Source organism: Novosphingobium sp. GW821-FHT09E05, from assembly GCF_059416165.1.
Genome location: NZ_JBWKOQ010000007.1, coordinates 38212 through 59368 on the forward strand (window position 1 = coordinate 38212; position 21157 = coordinate 59368).

General features: G+C 68.8%; 19 protein-coding genes. 12 read left to right on the forward strand and 7 right to left on the reverse strand.

The features are described from left to right. Positions 1–131 precede the first annotated feature (131 nt). From glmM to thiD, 3 genes are all read left to right on the forward strand, one after another. Positions 132–1472: a phosphoglucosamine mutase gene (glmM, locus tag AC07M9_RS19375; protein ID WP_494886053.1), complete on the forward strand. Its 1341-nt coding sequence runs from the start codon at positions 132–134 to the stop codon at positions 1470–1472. Then, positions 1472–1699, forward strand: coding sequence for a DUF1272 domain-containing protein (locus AC07M9_RS19380; RefSeq protein ID WP_494886054.1), 228 nt, complete (start codon positions 1472–1474; stop codon positions 1697–1699). Before glmM ends, AC07M9_RS19380 begins: the two co-directional genes overlap by 1 nt. A 63-nt stretch (positions 1700–1762) precedes the next feature. Continuing rightward, positions 1763–2512, forward strand: coding sequence for a bifunctional hydroxymethylpyrimidine kinase/phosphomethylpyrimidine kinase (gene thiD / locus AC07M9_RS19385; RefSeq protein WP_494886055.1), 750 nt, complete (start codon positions 1763–1765; stop codon positions 2510–2512). A gap of 8 nt (positions 2513–2520) precedes the next feature. Here the strand turns inward: thiD and AC07M9_RS19390 are convergent, their stop codons facing one another. From AC07M9_RS19390 to AC07M9_RS19400, 3 genes are all read right to left on the reverse strand, one after another. Beyond that, positions 2521–2688: a hypothetical protein gene (locus AC07M9_RS19390; protein WP_494886056.1), complete on the reverse strand. Its 168-nt coding sequence runs from the start codon at positions 2686–2688 to the stop codon at positions 2521–2523. Between the two features lie 112 nt (positions 2689–2800). After that, positions 2801–3205, reverse strand: a complete 405-nt coding sequence (locus AC07M9_RS19395; protein ID WP_494886057.1) for a barstar family protein — start codon at positions 3203–3205, stop codon at positions 2801–2803. Between the two features lie 21 nt (positions 3206–3226). Beyond that, positions 3227–4102, reverse strand: coding sequence for an LOG family protein (locus AC07M9_RS19400; protein ID WP_494886058.1), 876 nt, complete (start codon positions 4100–4102; stop codon positions 3227–3229). Between the two features lie 89 nt (positions 4103–4191). Here AC07M9_RS19400 and AC07M9_RS19405 point away from each other — a divergent pair, with 89 nt between their 5' ends. Further along, positions 4192–5268 (forward strand): S66 peptidase family protein, encoded by a 1077-nt coding sequence (locus tag AC07M9_RS19405; protein ID WP_494886059.1) that lies wholly within the window; start codon positions 4192–4194, stop codon positions 5266–5268. A 4-nt stretch (positions 5269–5272) separates the two neighbouring features. Here the strand turns inward: AC07M9_RS19405 and AC07M9_RS19410 are convergent, their stop codons facing one another. Further along, entirely contained in the window at positions 5273–5671 is a 399-nt protein-coding gene (locus AC07M9_RS19410; protein ID WP_494886061.1) for a hypothetical protein, read from the reverse strand. 325 nt (positions 5672–5996) lie between these two features. Between AC07M9_RS19410 and AC07M9_RS19415 the strand changes: the two genes are divergently transcribed. The 6 genes from AC07M9_RS19415 to AC07M9_RS19440 are packed head-to-tail and all read left to right on the forward strand — an operon-like array spanning position 5997 to position 16613. Further along, positions 5997–6365 carry a hypothetical protein gene (locus AC07M9_RS19415; protein ID WP_494886062.1) on the forward strand — a complete coding sequence of 123 codons (369 nt, stop codon included), beginning with the start codon at positions 5997–5999 and terminating at the stop codon, positions 6363–6365. Next, the gene (locus AC07M9_RS19420; protein WP_494886064.1) at positions 6365–7123 is read left to right on the forward strand and encodes a cellulose synthase operon protein YhjQ/BcsQ; all 759 of its coding nucleotides are present in this window, start codon (positions 6365–6367) and stop codon (positions 7121–7123) included. Before AC07M9_RS19415 ends, AC07M9_RS19420 begins: the two co-directional genes overlap by 1 nt. After that, on the forward strand, positions 7120–11565 hold the full coding sequence (bcsA, locus tag AC07M9_RS19425) for a UDP-forming cellulose synthase catalytic subunit (protein WP_494886066.1): 4446 nt from the start codon (positions 7120–7122) through the stop codon (positions 11563–11565). Before AC07M9_RS19420 ends, bcsA begins: the two co-directional genes overlap by 4 nt. After that, positions 11562–15128 (forward strand): cellulose biosynthesis protein BcsC, encoded by a 3567-nt coding sequence (locus AC07M9_RS19430; protein ID WP_494886068.1) that lies wholly within the window; start codon positions 11562–11564, stop codon positions 15126–15128. The genes bcsA and AC07M9_RS19430 overlap by 4 nt, the downstream gene beginning before the upstream one ends. Then, entirely contained in the window at positions 15128–15589 is a 462-nt protein-coding gene (bcsD, locus tag AC07M9_RS19435; protein ID WP_494886070.1) for a cellulose biosynthesis protein BcsD, read from the forward strand. Before AC07M9_RS19430 ends, bcsD begins: the two co-directional genes overlap by 1 nt. Beyond that, positions 15579–16613 carry a family 8 glycosyl hydrolase gene (locus AC07M9_RS19440; RefSeq protein ID WP_494886071.1) on the forward strand — a complete coding sequence of 345 codons (1035 nt, stop codon included), beginning with the start codon at positions 15579–15581 and terminating at the stop codon, positions 16611–16613. Before bcsD ends, AC07M9_RS19440 begins: the two co-directional genes overlap by 11 nt. Positions 16614–16654: 41 nt before the next feature. Here the strand turns inward: AC07M9_RS19440 and AC07M9_RS19445 are convergent, their stop codons facing one another. Together AC07M9_RS19445 and trmB are read right to left on the reverse strand one after the other, a co-directional pair. Continuing rightward, complete coding sequence (locus tag AC07M9_RS19445; protein ID WP_494886110.1) at positions 16655–17908, reverse strand: MFS transporter; 1254 nt, start codon at positions 17906–17908, stop codon at positions 16655–16657. Between the two features lie 114 nt (positions 17909–18022). Beyond that, positions 18023–18739 (reverse strand): tRNA (guanine(46)-N(7))-methyltransferase TrmB, encoded by a 717-nt coding sequence (gene trmB, locus AC07M9_RS19450; RefSeq protein WP_494886072.1) that lies wholly within the window; start codon positions 18737–18739, stop codon positions 18023–18025. Between the two features lie 191 nt (positions 18740–18930). Here trmB and AC07M9_RS19455 point away from each other — a divergent pair, with 191 nt between their 5' ends. Beyond that, on the forward strand, positions 18931–19287 hold the full coding sequence (locus tag AC07M9_RS19455) for a CidA/LrgA family protein (RefSeq protein WP_494886073.1): 357 nt from the start codon (positions 18931–18933) through the stop codon (positions 19285–19287). After that, positions 19284–19982 (forward strand): LrgB family protein, encoded by a 699-nt coding sequence (locus AC07M9_RS19460; RefSeq protein WP_494886075.1) that lies wholly within the window; start codon positions 19284–19286, stop codon positions 19980–19982. Before AC07M9_RS19455 ends, AC07M9_RS19460 begins: the two co-directional genes overlap by 4 nt. A 295-nt stretch (positions 19983–20277) precedes the next feature. Here the strand turns inward: AC07M9_RS19460 and ctrA are convergent, their stop codons facing one another. Beyond that, the gene (gene ctrA / locus AC07M9_RS19465) at positions 20278–20973 is read right to left on the reverse strand and encodes a response regulator transcription factor CtrA (RefSeq protein ID WP_007688003.1); all 696 of its coding nucleotides are present in this window, start codon (positions 20971–20973) and stop codon (positions 20278–20280) included. Positions 20974–21157: the final 184 nt, after the last annotated feature.

Genomic DNA, 21157 nt, shown 5'->3' on the forward strand with positions numbered 1-21157 from the left:
AATTCCAACCACTTGCGTCTACCAATCCCCCAAGGCGCATTTCTAAACGCGATGTAAGAACGCATTCAGCTCGCGGTAACGGCCTTCGCCTAAGAAGGCGCGACTTTCGGGAAGCAGGATTTCCACACGCTATGGGCAAGCAGTTCTTCGGCACCGACGGCATTCGCGGCCGTACCAACCAAGGGGCGATGACCGCCGCCATGGCGATGAAGGTCGGGCAGGCCGCCGGCACCCGCTTCCTACGCGGCAGCCACCGCCACCGCGTCGTCATCGGCAAGGACACCCGACTGTCGGGCTACATGCTCGAGAACGCGATGGTCGCGGGCTTCACCAGCGTGGGCATGGACGTGGTGCTGCTCGGCCCGATGCCCACCCCCGCCGTCGCCCTGCTGACGCGTGAGCTGCGCGCCGACGTGGGCGTGATGATCTCGGCCAGCCACAACCCCTACGAGGACAACGGCATCAAGCTGTTCGGGCCGGACGGCTTCAAGCTCTCCGACGAGGACGAGCTGGCGATCGAGGCGATGCTGGGGCAGGACCTCGCCCTCGCCGCCTCGCCCGAGATCGGCCGCGCCCGCCGCATCGAGGATGCGCGCGGCCGCTACATCCACGCGGTCAAGGCCTCGCTGCCCTCCACCGTCCGGCTCGACGGCCTGAAGATCGCGGTCGATTGCGCCAACGGCGCCGCCTACCAGGTCGCCCCTTCCGCCTTCTGGGAGCTGGGCGCGGAGATCGTCGCGGTTGGCGTCAATCCCAACGGCAAGAACATCAACGAGCGCTGCGGCTCCACCCACGTCGAGCTGCTGCAGGAGACCGTGGTGTCCTCGGGCGCCGACATCGGCATCGCGCTCGACGGTGACGCCGACCGGCTGATCGTGGTCGACGAGAAGGGCAAGACCGTCGACGGCGACCAGATCATGGCGCTGATCGGCAGCCAGTTCGCGGCGCATGGCACCTTGCGCGGCGGCGGCGTGGTGGCGACGGTGATGTCGAACCTCGGCCTCGAACGCTACCTCGGTGGCATTGGCCTGAACCTGGAGCGCACGGCGGTAGGCGACCGCCACGTCCTCGAGCGGATGCGCAGCGGCGGCTTCAACGTCGGCGGCGAACAGTCGGGCCACATGATCCTGCTCGACCATGCCACCACCGGCGACGGCACCGTGGCGGCGCTGCAGGTGCTCTCCGCGCTCGTCCAGTCGGGCAAGCGGGCGAGCGAGCTGCTGCATCTGTTCGATCCCGTCCCCCAGCTGCTGCGCAACGTGCGCTTCGCCGGCGGCAAGCCGCTCGAGGCCGACAGCGTCAAGGCGGCCATCGCCGATGCGCAGGCCTCGCTCGAAGGGCGCGGGCGGCTGGTGATCCGGCCCTCGGGCACCGAGCCGGTGATCCGCGTCATGGCCGAGGGCGACGATGCTTCGGAGGTCGAGGCGGCGGTCGCCTCGATCTGCCACGCTGTTGAGAAGGCGGCTGCCTGATGGCTCTCGAAATGCGTCCCGACTGCCAGCGCTGCGGCTCCGACCTGCCTGCCGAGGCGCCCGGCGCCTTCATCTGCAGCTTCGAATGCACCTACTGCGCGACCTGCGCCGAGGAGAGCGACGACCTGTGTCCGAACTGCGGCGGCGAACTCACCGACCGGCCGACGCGGGCCAAGCGGCACCACGATTCCGCCCCGCCCTCGAAGGTGCGGCGGTTCAAGGGCTAAGGGGACGGAACTGGCAGAACGACCATCTCGACTCGCCCTGCCCGGAAAGGGTAGGGGACCGGCATGAACCAGCCTCCCCGCATTCTCTCCATCGCCGGCTCGGACAGCTCGGGCGGCGCCGGCATCCAGGCCGACATCAAGACCATCACGCTGCTGGGCGGCTATGCCATGACCGCGATCACCGCGATCACGGCGCAGAATACCATGGGCGTGACGGCGGTCGAGACGATGACGGCCGGAATGGTCGCCGCGCAGATCGACGCCTGCGTCGGCGACATCGGTGTCGATGCGGTGAAGATCGGCATGCTGGGTAGCGCCGAGATCGCGGAGATGGTCGCAGACCGGCTGGAAGGGCTGGGCGTTCCGATCGTGTTCGATCCCGTCATGGTCTCCACCGCCGGCTCGGTGCTGGCCGACGCGGCGACTGTGGCGGCGTTCGAGCGGCTGATGAAGATCGCCTGCCTGACCACCCCCAACGTCGATGAACTCGCGGCGCTCGGCGGCGATGCGGCACTGGCTGCGCGCGGCGTGGCCTATATCGCCAAGGGCGGCGACGCTCCGGGCGAGACGGTGGTCGACCGGCTCATGCTTCCCGGCCAGGAGCCGCAGGTCTGGACCGCACTGCGTATCGAGACCCGGCACACCCACGGCACCGGCTGCACCCTGTCGAGCGCCATCGCCACGTTCCTGGGCCAGGGCGCCCCGCTTTCCGAGGCGATCGAGGACGCCCGCGACTTCGTGCGTGCCGCCCTGCTCGCCGCACCCGGCTTCGGCGAAGGCCACGGCCCGATGGGACACCACGCGGTTCGCTGAAGCGGCTCTCAGTGCGCGCGCATCCGACGCATGCGCAGGGCGCCGTCGGCAATCATGCCCATCGCCGCCATAGCGCCGCCGGTCAGGCCCGCGGTGCCCATCGCGACGATGACCGGCTGAGCAAAGTCGGCGAGGAGGCGGGTACGTTCGCTGATGGGTTCGATGAAGCGGGTCATGGGGCGTTCCTGCGGGCTGGGTCTGTGCCCCCGCAGATGGACCGTTTCCGCACTTCCATGAATTGTGATAAAATCCCTCGTTTCGTTCAACAAAATCGAACGATGCCGGGTGTCATCCCAGCGCCACGGTGATCCTCGGGTGATCGGCGAAGATGTCCATGATGATATCGAAGTAGGTCGTGCCGCGCCCGGCCTCCAGATCCTGGATCTGGCCGGCGATGGAGGACCCGTTGAAGATCTTCCATTCAGGCAGCCTGCCGCGAAGAAGCGCGAGTGTCGCACCCCGGCCCAACGCGTCTCGGCTGGCGTCCATGTCCTTCCAGACGATCACCGCCGGCTGGCCACCGGAAAGCGCACCATAGCCGCCGTAGAGGAGGTCGTTCAACGCATCGAGGCTTTCGCCCAGCCGCCAGTCCTCCCCCGCCATGAAGACCCGGTTGATCTCGTCGTAGAACGAGGGGATGCCGGTAATGGCGCTCCCCTCGATGACGATGCGGGCGGCAGGCAGGTCTTCCATGGCGCGCCGTCCGCTCCCCTCTCAGCCGCAGTCGAGCTCGTAGAACTTGCTGATATGCGCCCAGCCTTCTTCGGCGGTTTCGCACCAGCGGAACAGGTCGAGGTCGGCGGGGTTGATCGTGCCTTCCTCGGCGAGCGCCTCGAAGTCGATCACGCGCTCCCAGAACTCGCGGCCGTAGAGCAGGATCGGGATCGGCTTCATCTTGCCTGTCTGGATCAGCGTGAGCAGTTCGAAGAACTCGTCGAAGGTGCCGAAGCCGCCCGGGAACACCGCAACCGCGCGGGCGCGCAGCAGGAAGTGCATCTTGCGCAGCGCGAAGTAGTGAAACTGGAACGAGAGCCGCGGCGTCACGTAGCGGTTGGGCGCCTGCTCGTGCGGGAGCACGATGTTGAGGCCCAGCGATTCCGCGCCGACGTCCGCCGCGCCGCGGTTGGCGGCCTCCATGATGGAGGGACCGCCGCCCGAGCACACCACGAACTGGCGCATGCCCTTTTCGACGATGGCGCAGCTGCTGGCGAGGCGAGCGAGCTTGCGCGCCTCGTCGTAGTACTTGGCCTTGTCGGCAAGGCGCTCGGCGACCTTCTTCTGGTAATCGGTGGCGGCGGCCTGGACGAGCGCCTCGGCCTTGTCGGGCGAGGGGATACGCGCGGAGCCGTACATCACCAGGGTCGAGCCGATGTTGGCTTCCTCGAGCAGCATCTCGGGCTTGAGCAGCTCAAGCTGGAAGCGCACCGGGCGCAGTTCGTCGCGCAGCAGGAAGTCGGTATCGCGGAAGGCGAGCTGGTAGGCGGGATGCTCGGTCTGGATCGTCTCGGCCTGCTGCTCGGCGAAACCGGCCTCCTGTTCGGCCTTGTAGAAGCGGCGCTGGGTGAGGTCTTTATCTTCTTGTTCGGTCATTGGAACTCCATGGCCCGGCGCGCACGGCGCCCGGCAGAGATGAATCGCGCCCGGTTGCGCTGACGCGCACAGGCTATAGGCTTGCAGGAATGACTATCGGGCCGTTCACCACCAGAGCCGTCGCGCGCAGGCGCGCACTTGCAGAGATCGGCGGCGGGCTTTGCGCGCTGTCGGGCCTGGGGGCTCTCGCGCACGCGGCGCCGGCGCCGGTTCCTCGGAATATGGTCCGCCCCCCGCGCCTGCGCAATGGCGACGTGCTCGGCTTGATCGCTCCGGCGGGCTTCGTGGCCGACCGCTTCGGCCTCGACGAGATCGCGGCGACCGTGCGCGCCATGGGGCTGGAGCCGCGCTTCGCCCCGCACCTGACCACGCGCGAGGGCTATCTGGCGGGCTCCGACGAGGTGCGTGCGCGCGACCTTATGGCGATGTTCGGCGACGACAGCGTGCGGGGCCTGATGGCGGTGCGCGGCGGCTACGGCTCGGCGCGGCTGCTGCCGTACCTTGACTTCTCGGCCATCGCCCGCAGGCCAAAGCTGTTCGCGGGTTTCAGCGACAATACCGCGCTGTGCCTGGCGCTGGCGAAAGCAGGAGTGGTGTCCATCCACGGGCCCAACGCCTCGGCCTCGTGGCCGCCGGCGGCGTGGGAGGCGTTCCGGCAGGTCGCGTTCGAGGGGACGATGCCGACCTACTCGCTCGCCGCCTATGCAGGAGCGAACCTCGGCGGGCGGGAGGCTCCGGTGAAGACCTTCCGTGGCGGCAAGGCGCGCGGGCGGCTGCTGGGCGGCAACCTATCGGTGCTGAGCGCGCTGGTGGGGACCCCCTGGCTCCCGGACTTCGAAGGGGCGATCCTGTTCGTCGAGGAAACCAACGAGTCCGAGTACCGGATCGACCGGATGCTGACCCAGCTGGCGCTGGCGGGCGTGCTGGGCAAGGTGGCGGGCGTGGTCTTCGGCCAATGCACCCACTGCGAGAACCCGGACGGCGGCTTCTCCAACTTCACCGTCTACGAAGTGCTCGACCGGCGGTTCGCAGGCCTGGGCGTGCCGGCGTTCCAGGGCGCGATGATCGGTCATGTCGCGGGGCAGGTGAGCATCCCGGTCGGCGCCATGGCCGAGATCGACGCGGATGCCGGGACCATCCGGCTGCTCGAACCGGCGGTCTCGTGACCGGTCAGGTCTCCACCCGCTCCGCGCTGAGCCCGTAGCGCGCCACAAGCTCGCCGAACAGGGGATCGGCGAGCGGCTCCACGAATTCCAGCCCGGCGCAGTGCGCGTTGGCCCACGCGACGAAGGCCAGCGTGGGGCGACACCCGGGCAGCGAGAGCGTGACCATCTCGTCGATTTCCAGCGCCCCCACGCCTTCCACCCTGGCACCGAAGCGCGTCAGGTCCTTGAGCATGACGGTGGTGCTGGTGATGTTCCGCCGGAAGCGCGCCATCATCTCCACCTGCTCACGGTGGCAGAGGCGATCGCCGGCGGGAGCCGAAGCGCCATCCTGCCCGGCCTTGGCGAGCGCCTGCGGAGGCGCCCGTTCCTGCGGCTGGGCGGTCCTTGGCGAAGGTTCAATCATGCCGCGAATCCTTCGTCGGTATTAACCGGTTCCATTGAGCACGCGTCATACCCGGCAATTCCTTGCCCGTCCTTCCTGCACGGCCCCGCGTATTTTCACCTGATTCGCGAGTTCGAGCACGCTATTTGCCCGTTACATGACGTGTTAAATATGCAAAGGATTGCACGGTTCACCATCGCGCCGGGGCGTCGCGATGGTCGGAAATCCGCCGATCCGGTGGTTTCCTGCCGCGCGCACGCCTCCTGAATCGATGAGCCGTTTCGTGTCGACAACGCTTTCTTAACCATTGTTTGTGCAGAAAATACGTGTTGATACGGGGGTTACTATGCGCATCGATGCCAGAAATCTTCTCGACCGACTTGGTAAGAACGACTTTGCTTACAAGGAATTCGAGGACCGCTTTACCGAGCTCGAGCTGTGGCCGATCCTCGAGGCCCTGCTGCGCGATCCGCGCCTGCAGGCCATCGACCAGGCCGACGCCGCAGCACAGAATGCTCCAGCCGAACCGGCCGCCGAGCTCGCCACGCCGATCGAGGCGATGACGGCGGGCGCCGAACCGCTGAGCGCCTTGTTCAGCCGCTACGGACAGGGACCGGCCTCCCCGCAGGGCGCCGACCGACGCGGGGCGCAGCCGCAGGACGTGCGCGCCATGCTGCGCCACTTGTCCGATCTAGGTTCGCGGGGAGAAATCTGATGGCCGTCATCGTTTGCCACGGACTCAAGGGCGGAGCCGGCATCACCTTCACCTCGGCGCATGTCGCCATGGCGCTCTCCGAAGCCGGGGCCGAGGTCACCGTGCTGACCGTCGCCCCGCGCGACAGCATGCCGCTCCACTTCGGCCTGCAGCCCTCGATCACCCTGCCCTCGCTGTTCGCGCCTGCCGAGGACGCCGTGGTGGCCAGCGGGATCAACCTGCGCAGCCACGTCAAGGCGGTGGACGACCCGGACTTCGTCCCGACCCTGCTCGACCTCGGCTACCTCGAGCCGGGCGCGGATCGCGTCATGGTGATCGACGTGCCCGCGCATGAATTCGCCTTTGCCCGCCGCATCATCCCGCACGCCAGCGCCAACCTGTGCGTCCTCAACGCCGCGCCCGACACGCTCGCGCTGCTGCCGCAGGCCCTGGGCGAGGCGAGCGCCGAGACCATCGCGCGCACGACCTTCGCCATCAACGCGCTGGACGAAACGCGCCGCCTCTCGCGACACTCCGCCGCCTTCATCCGCGAACTGGTGGGCTCGCGCCTGCTCGGCCGCGTCCGCCTCGACGAAGCGGTCCCCGAAGCGATGGCGATGCTCCAGCCGCTCGCGCGCTATGCACCCTCCAGCGCTGCCCTGAACGACGTGCGCGCCATCGGCGCCGCGCTCGTCCCCGCCCTCGAGACGCCCGGCCGTCCCTGGGTGGCGCGCGGCGCTTCCGCGGCTGCTCCCGCCTCCACGAGCCGCGCCGCATGATCGCCAACCTCACCTCGACCAAGGCCTTACGCTACGCCGCGATCGTGCCCATCGTCCTGATCGCCGCACTGGTGATCGGCGTGCCGCTCGACGGCAAGGCACAGTGGGCCTGCGCCGGGGTGACCATGCTCGGCGCCCTGCTGCTGCGTCGCTGGAAAGGCCGCAAGGGTGCACTCGCGCTCGGCGTGCTCGCGATCCTGGTGTCGACCCGATACATCTTCTGGCGCACCACCCAGACGCTCTCGTTCGGCACCCTGCCCGAGTTCGTCTTCGGCGGTGGCCTCTACCTGGCGGAACTCTACGCCTGGGTCATCCTCATGCTCGGCTTCCTCCAGACCAGCTGGCCGCTCGAGCGCCCGGTGATCGAGCCGGAGGGCACCCCCGACACCTGGCCCACCGTCGACATCTACATCCCGACCTACAACGAGAGCCTCGAGATCGTGCGCAACACGGTCTTCGCTGCGCAGGACCTCGACTATCCGGTTGACCGCTACCGCGTGTTCATCCTCGACGACGGCAAGCGCCCGGAATTCCGGGCTTTCGCCAAGGAAGCCGGCTGCGGCTACATCACCCGCGACAACAACCTGCACGCCAAGGCGGGCAACCTCAACGCGGCGATGAAGAAGACCGACGGCGAGCTGATCGCGATCTTCGACTGCGACCACGTGCCGACCCGCGCCTTCCTGCAGCTCAGCGTCGGCTGGTTCCAGCAGGATGCGCGCCTGGCGCTGATCCAGACCCCGCACCACATGTATTCGCCCGATCCGGTGCAGCGTAACCTGCACTCCACCATGGGCGACATGGCCGGCGAGGGCGACCTGTTCTACGGCGCCGTCCAGGGCGGCAACGACCTGTGGAACGCCACCTTCTTCTGCGGTTCCTGCGCGATCATCCGCCGCGAGGCGCTGATGGAAACCAACGGCTTCGCAGGCGAGACCGTGACCGAGGACGCGCACACCGCGCTCAAGCTGCAGCGCACCGGCTGGAACACCGCGTACATCAGCGCGCGCCTCTCGGCCGGCCTCGCCACCGAGCGCCTCGTCCTCCACGTCGGCCAGCGCATCCGCTGGGCGCGCGGCATGACCCAGATCCTGCGCATCGACAATCCGCTCATGGGCCGCGGCCTGACCTGGCAGCAGCGCCTCTGCTACCTGAACGCGATGCTGCACTTCCAGTATCCGCTGCCGCGGATCGTCTTCCTGACCAGCCCGCTCGCCTACCTGATCTTCGGCCAGAACATCATCCAGGCCTCGGCCTCGCTGATCTTCGCCTATGCCATGCCGCACCTCTACTGCTCGGCCGTGGCGAACGAGCGAACCCAAGGCTCCGACCGCCCGCCGTTCTGGGGCGAGGTCTACGAGACGATCCTGTGCTTCCACCTCGTCAAGCCCACGGTCATGACCTGGTTCCAGCCGCGCAAGGGCAAGTTCAACGTGACCGACAAGGGCTCGCTGCTCGACAAGACCTACTTCGACTGGGACGTCGTCAAGCCGCACATCATCTGTATCGCGCTAGTGGTCTTCGGGATCGCGCTGTCGGTGGTGAAATGGGCGTTCTTCCCCTACCTGTTCAACATCCAGACCGACACGCTGGTGCTCAACGTCGCCTGGGCCACGTTCAGCCTCATCATCCTGCTGGCCGCCGTCTCGGTCGCCCGCGAGACCCGCCAGGCCCGCGTCGACATCCGCATCCCGGTCGACCTGCCGGTCACCGCCTACCTCGCCTCGGGCCACGTCGTCCCGGCGCGCACCATCGACATCTCGATGGGCGGCGCGGCGCTGTGCCTGCCCGCCGAACTGCCGACCAAGGACCGTACCGTGCGCCATATCACGCTGGCCATGGGTGACGAGGTCCTGTCGATCCCGGTCGAGACGATGCGCACCAATGCCGAGAACGCCTACGTGCGTTTCGAAAAGCTCGACATCCTCGCCGGCCGCCACCTCGTACGCGCCGTCATGGGCCGCGCCGATGCGTGGCAGGCCGCCGGCCCGCGCAAGTCGGTTTCCGGCCTGCGCTCCCTTGCAGATATCATCCGGGTGGACATGGTGACCTTGAAGCGCATGCTGGGACTGAACTTCGCCGAGCGCCGCGTGATGCGCCGCATCGACGCCGCCAAGAAAGCGGCCGCAGAGGCGCAGGCCAAGGAAGCCGCAAAGAATGAGGGCAAGTCCTGGGCCCCCGTCGCCAAGGCCGCCGCGCTCGCCGCTGCCGTCGTGATCGGTGCAGCCGGCCTCCTGCTGGGCACCACCGAGGTCCATGCGCAGCCGGCCCGCGACGCCGCTGCGCCCGGCGCCGCTCCGGGCGTCGCCGCGCCTTCGGGCGGCCTGGCCGAGCGCCTGACGCTCAAGGACCTTCGCATCTCCCGCCCGATCCGCCTCCAGGGCACCCGCGGCGAAATCGGCGTCCCCTTCGGCATGCGCCAGGACCGCGTCGTCACCGGCGCCGTGCTGCGCCTGCAGCTGGCCTGGTCACCCTCGATGCTCGACGACCTCAGCCAGATGGTCGTCATCGTCAACGGCGAGGTCGTGCAGACCATCCGCCTGACCCGCGCCAACTCGGCCGGGCAGGTCATCGACGTGCCCGTGAACCCGGCGCTGTTCCTCCCCGGCGACAACCAGGTCAACCTGCGCCTGATCGGCCATTACGCCCGCGACTGCGAGGACCCGTTCCACTCGTCGCTCTGGGCCAACATCAGCAACACGCGCTCGTGGTTCGACTTCAACTACCAGCCGCTGCCCTACGTCCCCGACCTCTCGCGCCTGCCGCTGCCGTTCTTCGACAAGGGCCAGAACGTGCCGCTGCGCATGCCCTTCGTCTTCGCCGCCCAGCCGCGCGCGGGTGAACTGCAGGCCGCCGCCGCCACCGCCAGCTGGCTCGGCGCGCAAGCCAGCTATCGCGGCTTCTCGTTCAAGCCGGTCGTCGGCCAGATCCCGCGCGGCAATGCCATCGTGTTCCTCAAGGGCGGGCAGTCGATCCCCGGCCTCGACATCCCCGGACCTTCGGGCGCCTCGGCCGCTGCGGTGCGCAACCCGAACGACCCCAACGGCACCCTGCTCGTCATCATGGGCCGCAACGACGACGAACTGCGCACCGCCGCCGCCGCCATCGCGCTCGGGCGCGGGGTATTCGGCGGCCAGCGCATGTCCTTCGACGGCGTGCGCATTCCCGCATGGCCGCGCTACGGCGCGCTGCGCTGGCTCTCGACCGAGAAGCCGGTCGAGCTTGGCTCGATCATGGACAGCTACCGGCTCCAGGGCATGGGCCTGCCGCCGGGGCCGCTCTCGACCCAGTTCCGCGTCTCGCCCGACCTGTTCTTCTGGCCGCGCGAAGGCGGCAAGCTCAACCTGACCTACCGCTACCCGATCGCGCAGTGGCTCGACCGCCGCGCCTCGCGCCTCGACGTCTCGATCAACGGCCAGTACCTCAAGACCCTGCCGCTCGGCGCCAAGTGGTGGAGCGGCCTGTTCAGCGCATCGGGCGCCAAGAGCTACGATTCCGACGCCTCGGTGATCCTCCCTCGCTACAACCTGTTCGGCCAGAACGAGTTGACGATGGACTACAACCTCATCATCGCCGACAAGAAGAAGTGCACCGGCACCCTGCCCGAGAACGTGCGCGTCTCGATCGACCCGACCAGCACGATCGACCTCACCAGCGCCTACCACGCGATCATGATGCCCGACCTCGCGACTTTCGCGGGCGCCGGCTTCCCCTTCACCGCCAGCCCCGATCTCGCGCAGACCACCGTGGTCGTCGCCGAGAACCCGTCGATGGCCTCGGTCGAGGCGTTCCTTACGCTGATGGGCCGCTTCGGCGACTCCACCGGCGTTCCGGTGACGGCGGTGACGGTGACCTCGACCATCGACGCCGACCAGCTCTCGACGCAGGACGTCCTCGTCGTCGGCGGCACCGGCCTTGCGGGCGCGGACATGTTCGCCAATGCCCCGGTGCGCTGGGAGAACGGCCGCCTGCGCGTCGCCGAGCGCTCGCCGCTGCAATACGTGACCTCGCTGTTCGGCGGCACCCAGCAGGATGACCCCATGGCCGCCGCCCCGCTCGTCTACGACGCGCGCGGCTTCTCGGGCATCGTCAGCTTCCGCTCGCCTTATGCCTCGGACCGTACCGTGGTCGCGCTGCTCGCCGACGACGGCGGCGCCCTGCCGGCCCTGGTCGAGGGCCTGAACGATGCGAAGATCAATGCCGCCGTCCAGGGCGACCTCGCAGTGACCCGCGGCGACGGCATGACCAGCTTCGCGATCACCGAGCGCTACTGGGTCGGGTCCTTGCCGATCTGGATGAAGCTCGCCTATTGGACGAGCCAGCGCCCGATGCTCCTGGGCCTGTTCACCCTCGTGCTGGCGGCGATCCTCGCCGGCCCGGCCTACCTCTACTTCCGCCGTCAGGCACAACGCCGCCTGGGCCGCAAGGACGACCACGCATGACCCGCCTCACGACCCTGAAGCGCCCCGCCCCCGGCCTCGTCGGCCGCACCGGGAAACTGGGCCTGGCCCTGCTGCTCTCGACCGCCGCCACGGGGCTCGTCGCCGCCGCGCTGCCGGCCACCGCGCAGGCCCAGGCCGCCGGGGTCGAGGCGCTGGTCAAGCAGGCCCAGTACTGGCGTTCGAAGGGGCGCGAGGACCTCGCCCAGCAGGCCCTGCGCCGCGCCCGCGCGCTCGACCCGAACCACCCGGCGCTCAAGAGCGCCGCCGCGCCCGCTCCCAAGCCCGCACCCAAGGCAGCCCCTAAACCGGTAGCCGCCAGGCCGACCCCGGCGCCGGCTCCCGCCCGTGTCGCCGCCGCGACTCCCCGGCCGGCTGCCCCCAAGCCGGCCGCCCCCGCCCCGGTCTCCGCCGCCGACCGCGCCGGCCGCGCCCGCGTGTCCGGTTTCGATGCTCTGGAAGACGGTAACCTCGCTTCCGCCGCCTCGCAGTTCCAGCGCGCGCTCGCCGTCAATCGCCGCGACCCCGACGCGCTGGGCGGACTCGGCCTCGTGCGCCTGCGCGAAGGCCAGTTCGCCGAAGCCTCGAGCCTGCTGCAACAGGCCTCGCAGGCCGGCAAGGCCAGCCAGTGGGCCGAGGGCCTTGCTTCCGCCCGATTCTTCGCCGGTGTCGAGGACGCCCGCGCGCTGGTCGGCCAGAACCGCCTTGCCGAAGCGCAGGCCAAGACCGAGAGCCTCGTGCGCTCGGGCTACAAGGAGCCCGGCCCGGCGCTCGAAGTGCTGGCCGACATCTACGAACGACAGGGCCGCTACGCCGACGCCGCCGACCTCTACCGCCAGGCCGGAAGCGCCGGCGGCGGCAGCGCGGCGGACGACAAGCGCCTGCAGCTGCGCGCCACGCGCGGCCGCGCCCTCGCCGCCGCCGAGCGCGGCGACGACCTCGGCGCCACCCGTGAATTCCAGAGCGGCCTCGTGCTCGATCCGAGCGATCCGTGGATTCGCTACGAGTTCGCGCAGTTCCAGATCGAGCGCGGCCGCGTGCCCGAGGCGGAATCCCTGATCCGCTCGCTGGCGACCAACGGCCAGCCCGATTCGCTCTACGCCGCCGCCCTGCTCAACAACGACCTCGGCCGTTCGGGAGAGGCCGACCGCCTGATCTCGATGATCCCCGAGGCCCAGCGCACCGCGCCGATGCGCAATCTCGCGATCAGCGTGAAGACCGATTCCGCCATCGCCCGCGCCCGCGCCATGGCGGCGAGCGGCCAGCAGACCCAGGCGATCTCGGCGATGCGCCAGCTAGGCGCGATGGCTTCGGTACCCGCCGGCAAGCAGGCCGCCGTCGCCAATGCGCTGTTCGACCTCGGTGATACGCAGGGCGCCTCGCAGGTCGCGGAAAGCGCGCTGAACGGCCGCATCGACACCATCGACGACTACGAAGGCCTGATCGGCGTCCTCGCCCGCACCGGCCGCGACGATCTTGCCCAGCTGGCGCTCCAGCGTGCCGGGCAGCTCGCGGGCAGTTCCGCCGACGGCCAGCGCGCTTATGCCCGCATTAGCGCCGGGTTAATGGTGAGTCAGGCCGATGCCGCACGCACCGGCGGCCGCTACGCCGAGAGCTTCGACATCCTCCAGCAGGCCTACGCCGCCGCGCCCGACAACACCGAGATCCTCTCCGGCCTCGCACGGCTGTACCAGACCGGCGGCATGCCCGCGAAGGCGGCGCAGAGCTACCAGCTGGTGCTGGCGCGCAAGCCCGGCGACAAGGACGCGCTGCTCGGCCTTGCCGACACCGCGCAGGCGGCCGGCGACAGCGACCTGTCCAAGCAGGCGCAGCGGCAGGTGCTGCAGTCCTATGGACGGGACTACCGCGTCCACATGGCTCTCGCCAATGTCGAGCGTGCCCGCGGCAACGACCGCGCGGCGGCGAGCATGCTCAAGGAGGCGCGCGAACTCTACGCCCGCCAGAACGGCGCGGGCATGGCGATGGGCGGCAACCCGTTCGCCAATGCCAGCGTGCAGGGCGGGGCCAACCCGTTCCGCAACCAGGGCCCGGTCGCCGCACCGCAGGTGAACCCCTTCGCGCTCGGCGGCGGTACCCGCCTGCCCGACGCCTATCCGCAGGCTGCCCCGACCTCCGGCTTCGCCTACGCCGCCCCGCAGGCGAGCTACGCCGCTGCCCCCGCCATCGCCCCCGCCGCGCAGAGCGGCTTCGGCGGCTACGGCGTCCAGCCGCAGACCTCGTTCTCGGCGCCCGACCGTTATGCCTCGCCGACCAGCATTGCCGCCGCCGCGCCCACGCCGGCGCAGGGCGGCTTCCCGGTCGGCGGCGGTTACGCTCCGCAGGTCCCGGTCGCGTATGCCGGCGACCCGGTGATGACCCAGATCCAGACCGAGATCGACAGCCTCGCACACGACAGCGGCCCGCGCGTCGATGTCCAGACCGCCTACCGCGCCCGCTCGGGCGAGGAAGGCCTCTCGCAGATGGACGAGATCAAGGGTTCCGCCAAGTTCTCGACCGGTGCGCTTCGCGGCCGCGTCTTCGTCAAGGCCGAGGCCACCGTCGCCGACGCCGGCCGCCCGAACGGCTCGGGCCTCGCCCGCTTCGGGGGCAACGCCACGCCGGAAGCGCAGGCGATCGTCGACGAGCTTCCCTCGCCGCTGGTCAATGCCGATAGCCAGCAGGCGTCGGGCGTCGCCTTCTCCGTCGGCTACGAAAGCGATTCGGTGCAGATCGAGGCCGGCACGACGCCGGTCGGCATGGGCAAGACCAAGTTCGCGGGCCGCCTCGCCGTCACTCCCGAACTCAGCCCGGGCCTGCGCGCCACCGCCTTTGCCGAGCGCAAGCCGGTGACCGATTCGGTGATCTCCTACGCCGGCACGCGCGATGTCGTCACCCGCGATCCCGTCACCGGCGAAGGCGGCGAGGCCGGCACCGGCGAGCGCTGGGGCCAGGTCATGCGCACCGGCGCGGGGCTCGGCATGTCCTACGACGAGAACGGCAGCGGCGTGTACGGCGAGGGCCGCTACTACCGCTTCCGCGGCACCAACGTCGCCAAGAACGACGGTTTCGAGGCCAATGTCGGCGGCTATCTCGAGGCGTGGCGCGGGGCGCACTCGGCAGTCACCGTCGGGCTCAACGTCAACTACCAGGGCTACGACAAGAGCCAGAACTACTTCACCTTCGGCAACGGCGGCTACTTCAGCCCGCAGAGCTTCATCTCGGTCGGCTTCCCGGTGAACTACACCCTGAACGACGCGCGCTGGGATGCGACCGCCTCGTTCACGCCCGGCTTCCAGAGCTACCGGGAAGACGAAAGCCCGCTCTACCCGACCGACCTGCTCGCCCAGGCCGAACTGGATGCGCTGAAAGCCCAGAACGACGACGTGCGTTCGGAATACGACAGCCTCAGCAAGACCGGTTTCGCGCTCTCGGCGCAGGGCTCGCTCTATTACAAGCTCAATCCGGGTACCCGGATCGGCGGCGACCTGAGCTACAATACCTTCGGCAGTTACGACGAATTCCGCAGCATGCTCGGCGTCCGCCAGAGCTTCGGGAGCACCAAGTAATGAAGATGCAGGCATTCCCCCAGGCACGGCAGGGCCCCGGAGGCACCGGCGCGGGCGGTCTCGCGCTGATGGCGATCTCGATGGCCGCCGAAGTGTGCGAAGGCGTGCCCGAAGCGCAGGCGCACGGCTTCTTCCTTGCGATAGGCCGCCGCATGGCCGCGATCGAGCCGCTCGAGGGCGTCAACGACGCCTCGGTGCTGGCCGCGCGGATCAATGCATTCTGGCATGCGCTCGACTGGGGCGAGATCGAACTCGCGCTCGGCAACGAGGCGATCGTCGTGCGCCACCGCGAACTGCCCACCAATATGGCGCCCGATCCCCACGGCAACTGGGCCCGGATGCTGCTCGGCGTGCTGGAAGGCGCCTACGACAGCTGGTTCCGGGTGCTGGGCAGCGGCCCGGCGCTGCGCACCACCGCCGAGTGGAAAGGGGAAACTCTCGAGCTTCGTCATGGTCGCTGAAAACAAGATTGCCCTGCCCATCGTCGATCGCCGAACGTTCTCGCTGGGGATGCTGATGGCCGTCACCGCTGCCTGCAACACCGGTACCAGCCAGGGGCGTACCCAGCAGGTCACCGACTCGTTCTGGACCCAGTGGCGCGACCGCTTCGTCGCGCCCGAGGGCCGCGTCGTCGACACCGGCAACGGCCGCATCAGCCACAGCGAAGGCCAGAGCTACGGCCTGATCCTCGCCCTGCGCGCGGGCGACCGCGAGGCCTTCGAGCGCATCGCCGCGTGGACGCAGAATACCCTGGGCCGCGAAGACATGGCGCTCCATTCGTGGCGCTACGATCCGCGCCAGGCAGTGCCGGTGTCCGATCCCAACAATGCCACCGACGGCGATCTCGTGATCGCCTGGGCGCTCGCGCTCGCGGGGCAACGCTGGTCGCAGTCCGCGTGGCTCGAGCGAGCCGCCGAAATCCGGCAGGCGATCCACACCCACTGCGTCGTTTCGCGCTTCGGACGCCAGCTGCTGCTGCCCGGCATCGTCGGCTTCGACGATCCGGGGCAGGTCATGCTCAACCCCTCGTACTTCGTGTGGCCTGCGCTAGACCATTTCGCCAAGCTCGACGGCGCCTCGACCTGGGGCGGGGTGATCCGCGACTGCGAGGCGATCACCCGCCTTTCGCATTTCGGTGTGCGCCACCTGCCCGCCGACTGGGTGGTGGTGACCGGCCGGAACGACGTGGCGCCCGCCCCCGCCAAGCCGCCGCGCTTCAGCTACGACGCCATCCGTATCCCGCTCTACGCGGTGGTCGGCGGTCGGGCCGGCCTGGTCCAGCCGGTCGCCGACTGGTGGCGTTCCTGCCTCGCGCAGCACCGCCCGATCCCGGCATGGGTCGACGTGGTCACCGGCGAGGAGGCGAACTATCCGCTCTCGAACGGCGGCACGGCAATCGCTTCACGGCTGATCGGCGGCGCCGCTCCCGCGATGCTGGATACGGATTACTTCTCCGCCTCGCTGCAGATGCTGGCGCGGCTCTGACCTGAAGCCTCCCTGTCCCGCAGGGATGGGGAGGATTTCGCTCAGCCCTTCACGCGAATCGCGGCCAACCCCGCCAGGCTCAGCAGCGCCGCGCCCGAGATGTAGAGCCCGACGAACAGCACGCCGCCGCTGTCGGCCAGTCCCTGCGCGATGGCAGGCGCGAAGCCGCCGCCGAAGATGCCGCCGACGTTGAAGGCGATCGAGGCGCCGGTGTAGCGCACCCGCGCATCGAACAGGCGGGGCAGGAGCTCGGCGATCGGCCCGTAGACCAGCCCCATGGTGAACAGCGCGAGGCACAGGAACACGCCGATCATCGTCAGCGACCCGGCCGCGAACATCAGGCCCATGATGACGCCGATGACGATGGCCAGGAAGCACCCGGCCATCAGCACTCCTCGCGAGGAATGCCGGTCGGCGGCATAGCCCGCGAAGACGATGCCCACCGCCATGAACAGGATCGCGAAGAGCTGGACCCCAAGGAAAGTCTGGCGGTCATAGCCCAGCGTGCCGGTGCCGTACCCGAGCGCGAACGTCGTCGCGAGATAGTAGAGCGCGAAGCAGGCGATCACTGCGAAGGTCCCCGCAATCGTCTCGCGCAGGTGGGTGCGGAACAGCTCGACGATCGGGATGGAGCGGTGCAGGTCTTCCTTCTCGGCCTCGAACACCGGGCTCTCGCTCAGGCGGAAGCGGATCCACAGGCCGAGGCCCACCAAGACCGAACTGAGCAGGAACGGGATGCGCCAGCCCCAGGCGATGAAGTCCGCCTCGCTCAGCGTCGCGCTGAGGATCAGGAACAGGCCGTTGGCGGCGAAGAAGCCGACCGGGGCGCCCAGCTGCGGGAACATGCCGAAGCGGGCGGCATAGCCCGGCGGTGCGTTCTCCACCGCCAGCAGCGCCGCGCCGCCCCATTCTCCGCCGAGGCCGAGCCCCTGTGCGAAGCGCATCGTGCACAGCAGCAGCGGCGCCAGCCATCCGACCGAGGCGTAGGTCGGCAGCACGCCGATCAGCACCGTCGCGCCGCCCATCAGCAGCAGCGAGGCGACCAGCGTGGACTTGCGCCCCACCCGGTCGCCGAAATGACCGAACAGCGTCGCGCCCACGGGCCGGGCGATGAAGGCGATGGCGAAGCTGGCATAGGCCGCCAGATGCTGCACCGTCGCCGAATCGGACGGGAAGAACAGCGGTCCGAACACCAGCGCGGCAGCGGTGGCGTAGATGTAGAAGTCGTAGAACTCGACGGCTGTGCCGACCAGGCTCGCGGTGAGCACGCGCGCGTTCTGGCGGTAGACCTGCATGCCCCCGGCCCCGGCCGTCTTCGTTTGCACCACTTCGCGCCCCTTCTGCGGTTCCCTTGTCGTGTCTGTCCTAACCACGGGTCCCGGTGATGGCGAGGGGCTTGCGCGGTTCGCTTACTTCCGGCGGTAGCGGAAGTACCAGACCTCGTGGTTGTAGACCGTGCGGGCCTTGTGCTCGTAGCGCGTTTCCGGCCAGCCGCCGGGGCGGACCTGGAAATCGCGGGGTTTGTCGCCGAGCCATTCGAACTGGTCGGTGTGGCGCTGCATGACCATCAGCGCATGGCGCAGGTAGACCGCATGGTCGGTGCCGAAGCGGAACTCACCGCCGGGCTTGAGCTTGGCGGCGATCATGTTGACCGGCCCCTCGTTCATCATCCGCCGCTTGGCGTGGCGCGCCTTGGGCCAGGGGTCCGGGTGGAGCAGGTAGACGAACGAGAGCGAGCCGTCGGGAATGCGCGCCAGCACTTCGAGCGCGTCGCCGTGGTGGATGCGCACGTTGCCGATCGGCGGATGCGCGCCGTTATCCCCGCTGACGTGGAGCAGCGCCTGGGCGACGCCGTTAAGGAACGGTTCGGCGCCGATGAAGCCATGGTCGGGCAGCATGTCGGCGCGGCCCGCCATGTGCTCGCCGCCGCCGAAGCCGATCTCGAAGTGCAGCGGGCGATCGTCGCCGAACAGCACCTGCGAGGTTATCGGGCCTTCCGCGGGCATCGCGATCTTCGGGAGCAGGTCGTCGACGAGTCCCTGCTGTCCGGCGCGCAGGGGCTTGCCCTTGGAGCGGCCGTAGAGGCGGTTGAGCGTGGTCGGATCGCCGGGTTTGTGTGCCGTCATGGCGCGCGCCACTGACATTACCGCGCGCGCGGGTCAATGAAATGGTGGATCCGATGTCCGGTTCGGCGCGGCCGAACCAGTGCGGTACCCGCACCGATTTTCGAATCCAGGAATTCCCGTAGTTGCGCGGCGCGACTTTCTTAACCCGAAATGCGGTTGCCAGCAGGGGCCCGGCCCTGCTCTATCGGTCGATGCTCCGCGCCATTCTCCTGCTCCTGTCGTGCCAGCTTGCCGGCGAGGTGATCCACCGGCTGACCGGCCTAGCCTTGCCAGGCGCGGTGATCGGGATGGTCCTGCTGGTAGGCTGGCTGGCGCTGGTCCCGCGCGAAAGGCCCGGACTGGTGGCGGTCTCGGGTTGGCTGACCGCGCATCTCGCGGTGATGTTCGTCCCCGCCGCGGTGGGACTGGTCGATGAAGGCGCGGTGCTCTCGCGCTACGGGCCGGGGCTGGCGGCGGCGACCGTCTTGTCCACCGTGCTGACGCTGGCGGTGACCGCGCTGGTGTTCCGCTGGGCGATCCTCCGATTCGTACCCGGAGACGAGGCGTGAACGAACCCGCGCTGCTCGCGGCGCCGCTGCTGTGGCTGACGCTGACGATCGGCGTGTTCGAGCTGTTCGACACCGCCTCGCAGCACAGCGGGCGACACCCGCTGTGCCATCCGGTCCTGTGGTCGACCCCGGTGCTGATCGGCCTGCTGCTGGCGACAGGCACGCCATATGCTATCTACAAGGCAGCGACGATGCCGCTCAGCTTCCTGCTCGGCCCCGCGGTGGTCGGCCTCGCCGTGCCGGTCTGGGCCGAGCGGGTCCGCATCCGCCGGCTGGCGGTGCCGATCGCGCTGGCGCTGGGCGCCGGCGCAGTGACCTCGATCGTCAGCGCCGTGGGCATCATGGCGCTGCTCGGCGCCCCGCGCGACATCCTCGCCTCGATCGCCCCGCGCGCGACGACCACGCCGGTCGCCATGGCGGTGGCTGGGCAACTGGGCGGCATTCCCGCGCTCGCGGCGGTGATCGTGCTGTTCGCGGGCGTGGTGGGCGCGATGATCGCCACGCCGCTGCTCGATGCGCTGGGCCTGCGCGACTACCGCGCGCGCGGCTTTGCGCTGGGTGTCACCGCGCACGGCATCGGCGCGGCGCGGGCGTTTCAGGTGGACCCCGTCGCCGGGGCCATGGCGAGCCTGGGCATGGCGCTCAACGCGGTGGTGACGGCGGCGATGCTGTCGGTGGTGGCGCTGCTGGTCTGACGTCGTCCTGGACTTGATCGGGGCCGCTGGCAGGGCCGCGCCCACTCGAGGCTGGGCGTTCGCTCGCGGTTGGCTGTCGGCAAGCTCTCGCCTTAAGGGTTCCCAGCGATCCCCGCCTTCGCGGGGACGACGTTCGACCGGCATTCCCCAAAAACAAACGGCCCGCCCCTCGTGAGGGCAGGCCGCCTATCGTCCTGCAAGGGGTGCAGGGTAGGAGGAGGTCAGGCCGCTTCGGCAGCCTCGCCGTGAGGGCAGGCCGCCTATCGTCCTGCAAGGGGTGCAGGGTAGGAGGAGGTCAGGCCGCTTCGGCAGCCTCGTCCGGATCGCGCAGGACGTATCCGCGGCCCCATACGGTCTCGATGTAGTTGGCGCCACCGCAGGCATGCGCGAGCTTCTTGCGCAGCTTGCAGATGAAGACGTCGATGATCTTCAGTTCGGGCTCGTCCATGCCGCCGTAGAGGTGGTTGAGGAACATTTCCTTGGTCAGCGTGGTGCCCTTGCGCAAGCTGAGCAGCTCGAGCATCGCATATTCCTTGCCGGTCAGGTGGACGCGGGCGCCATCGACCTCGACGGTCTTGGCGTCGAGATTGACGACCAGCTTGCCGGTTCGGATGACCGACTGCGAGTGGCCCTTCGAGCGGCGCACGACGGCGTGGATGCGGGCGATCAGTTCCTCGCGGTGGAACGGCTTGGTCACGTAGTCGTCCGCGCCGAAGCCGAACGAGCGGACCTTGCTGTCCATTTCCGAGATGCCCGACAGGATCAGAACCGGCGTCTGCACCTTGGCGACGCGCAGCTTCTTGAGCACGTCGTAGCCGTGCATGTCGGGCAGGTTGAGATCGAGCAGGATGATGTCGTAATCGTACAGCTTGCCCAGATCGAGGCCTTCCTCGCCCAGATCGGTCGAATAGACGTTGAAGCCTTCCGCGGTCAGCATGAGCTCGATAGCCCGGGCCGTGGTCGGTTCATCCTCGATCAGCAGCACTCGCATGGGTCGGTAGTCCCTTCTTGCCCCTAGATGCCCGCTGGCCGCTTTCGCTCGCCGTTTACGGACATTGCCGTGTATTAACCATATGACCAATGATGGTTAAAGGTTAATTTGCCGTAAACACAGGAAAGTCCCGTAGGCCAATATCCGCCAAAGCCCTGTGCCGTGGCGCGCGAACCGCGCCATT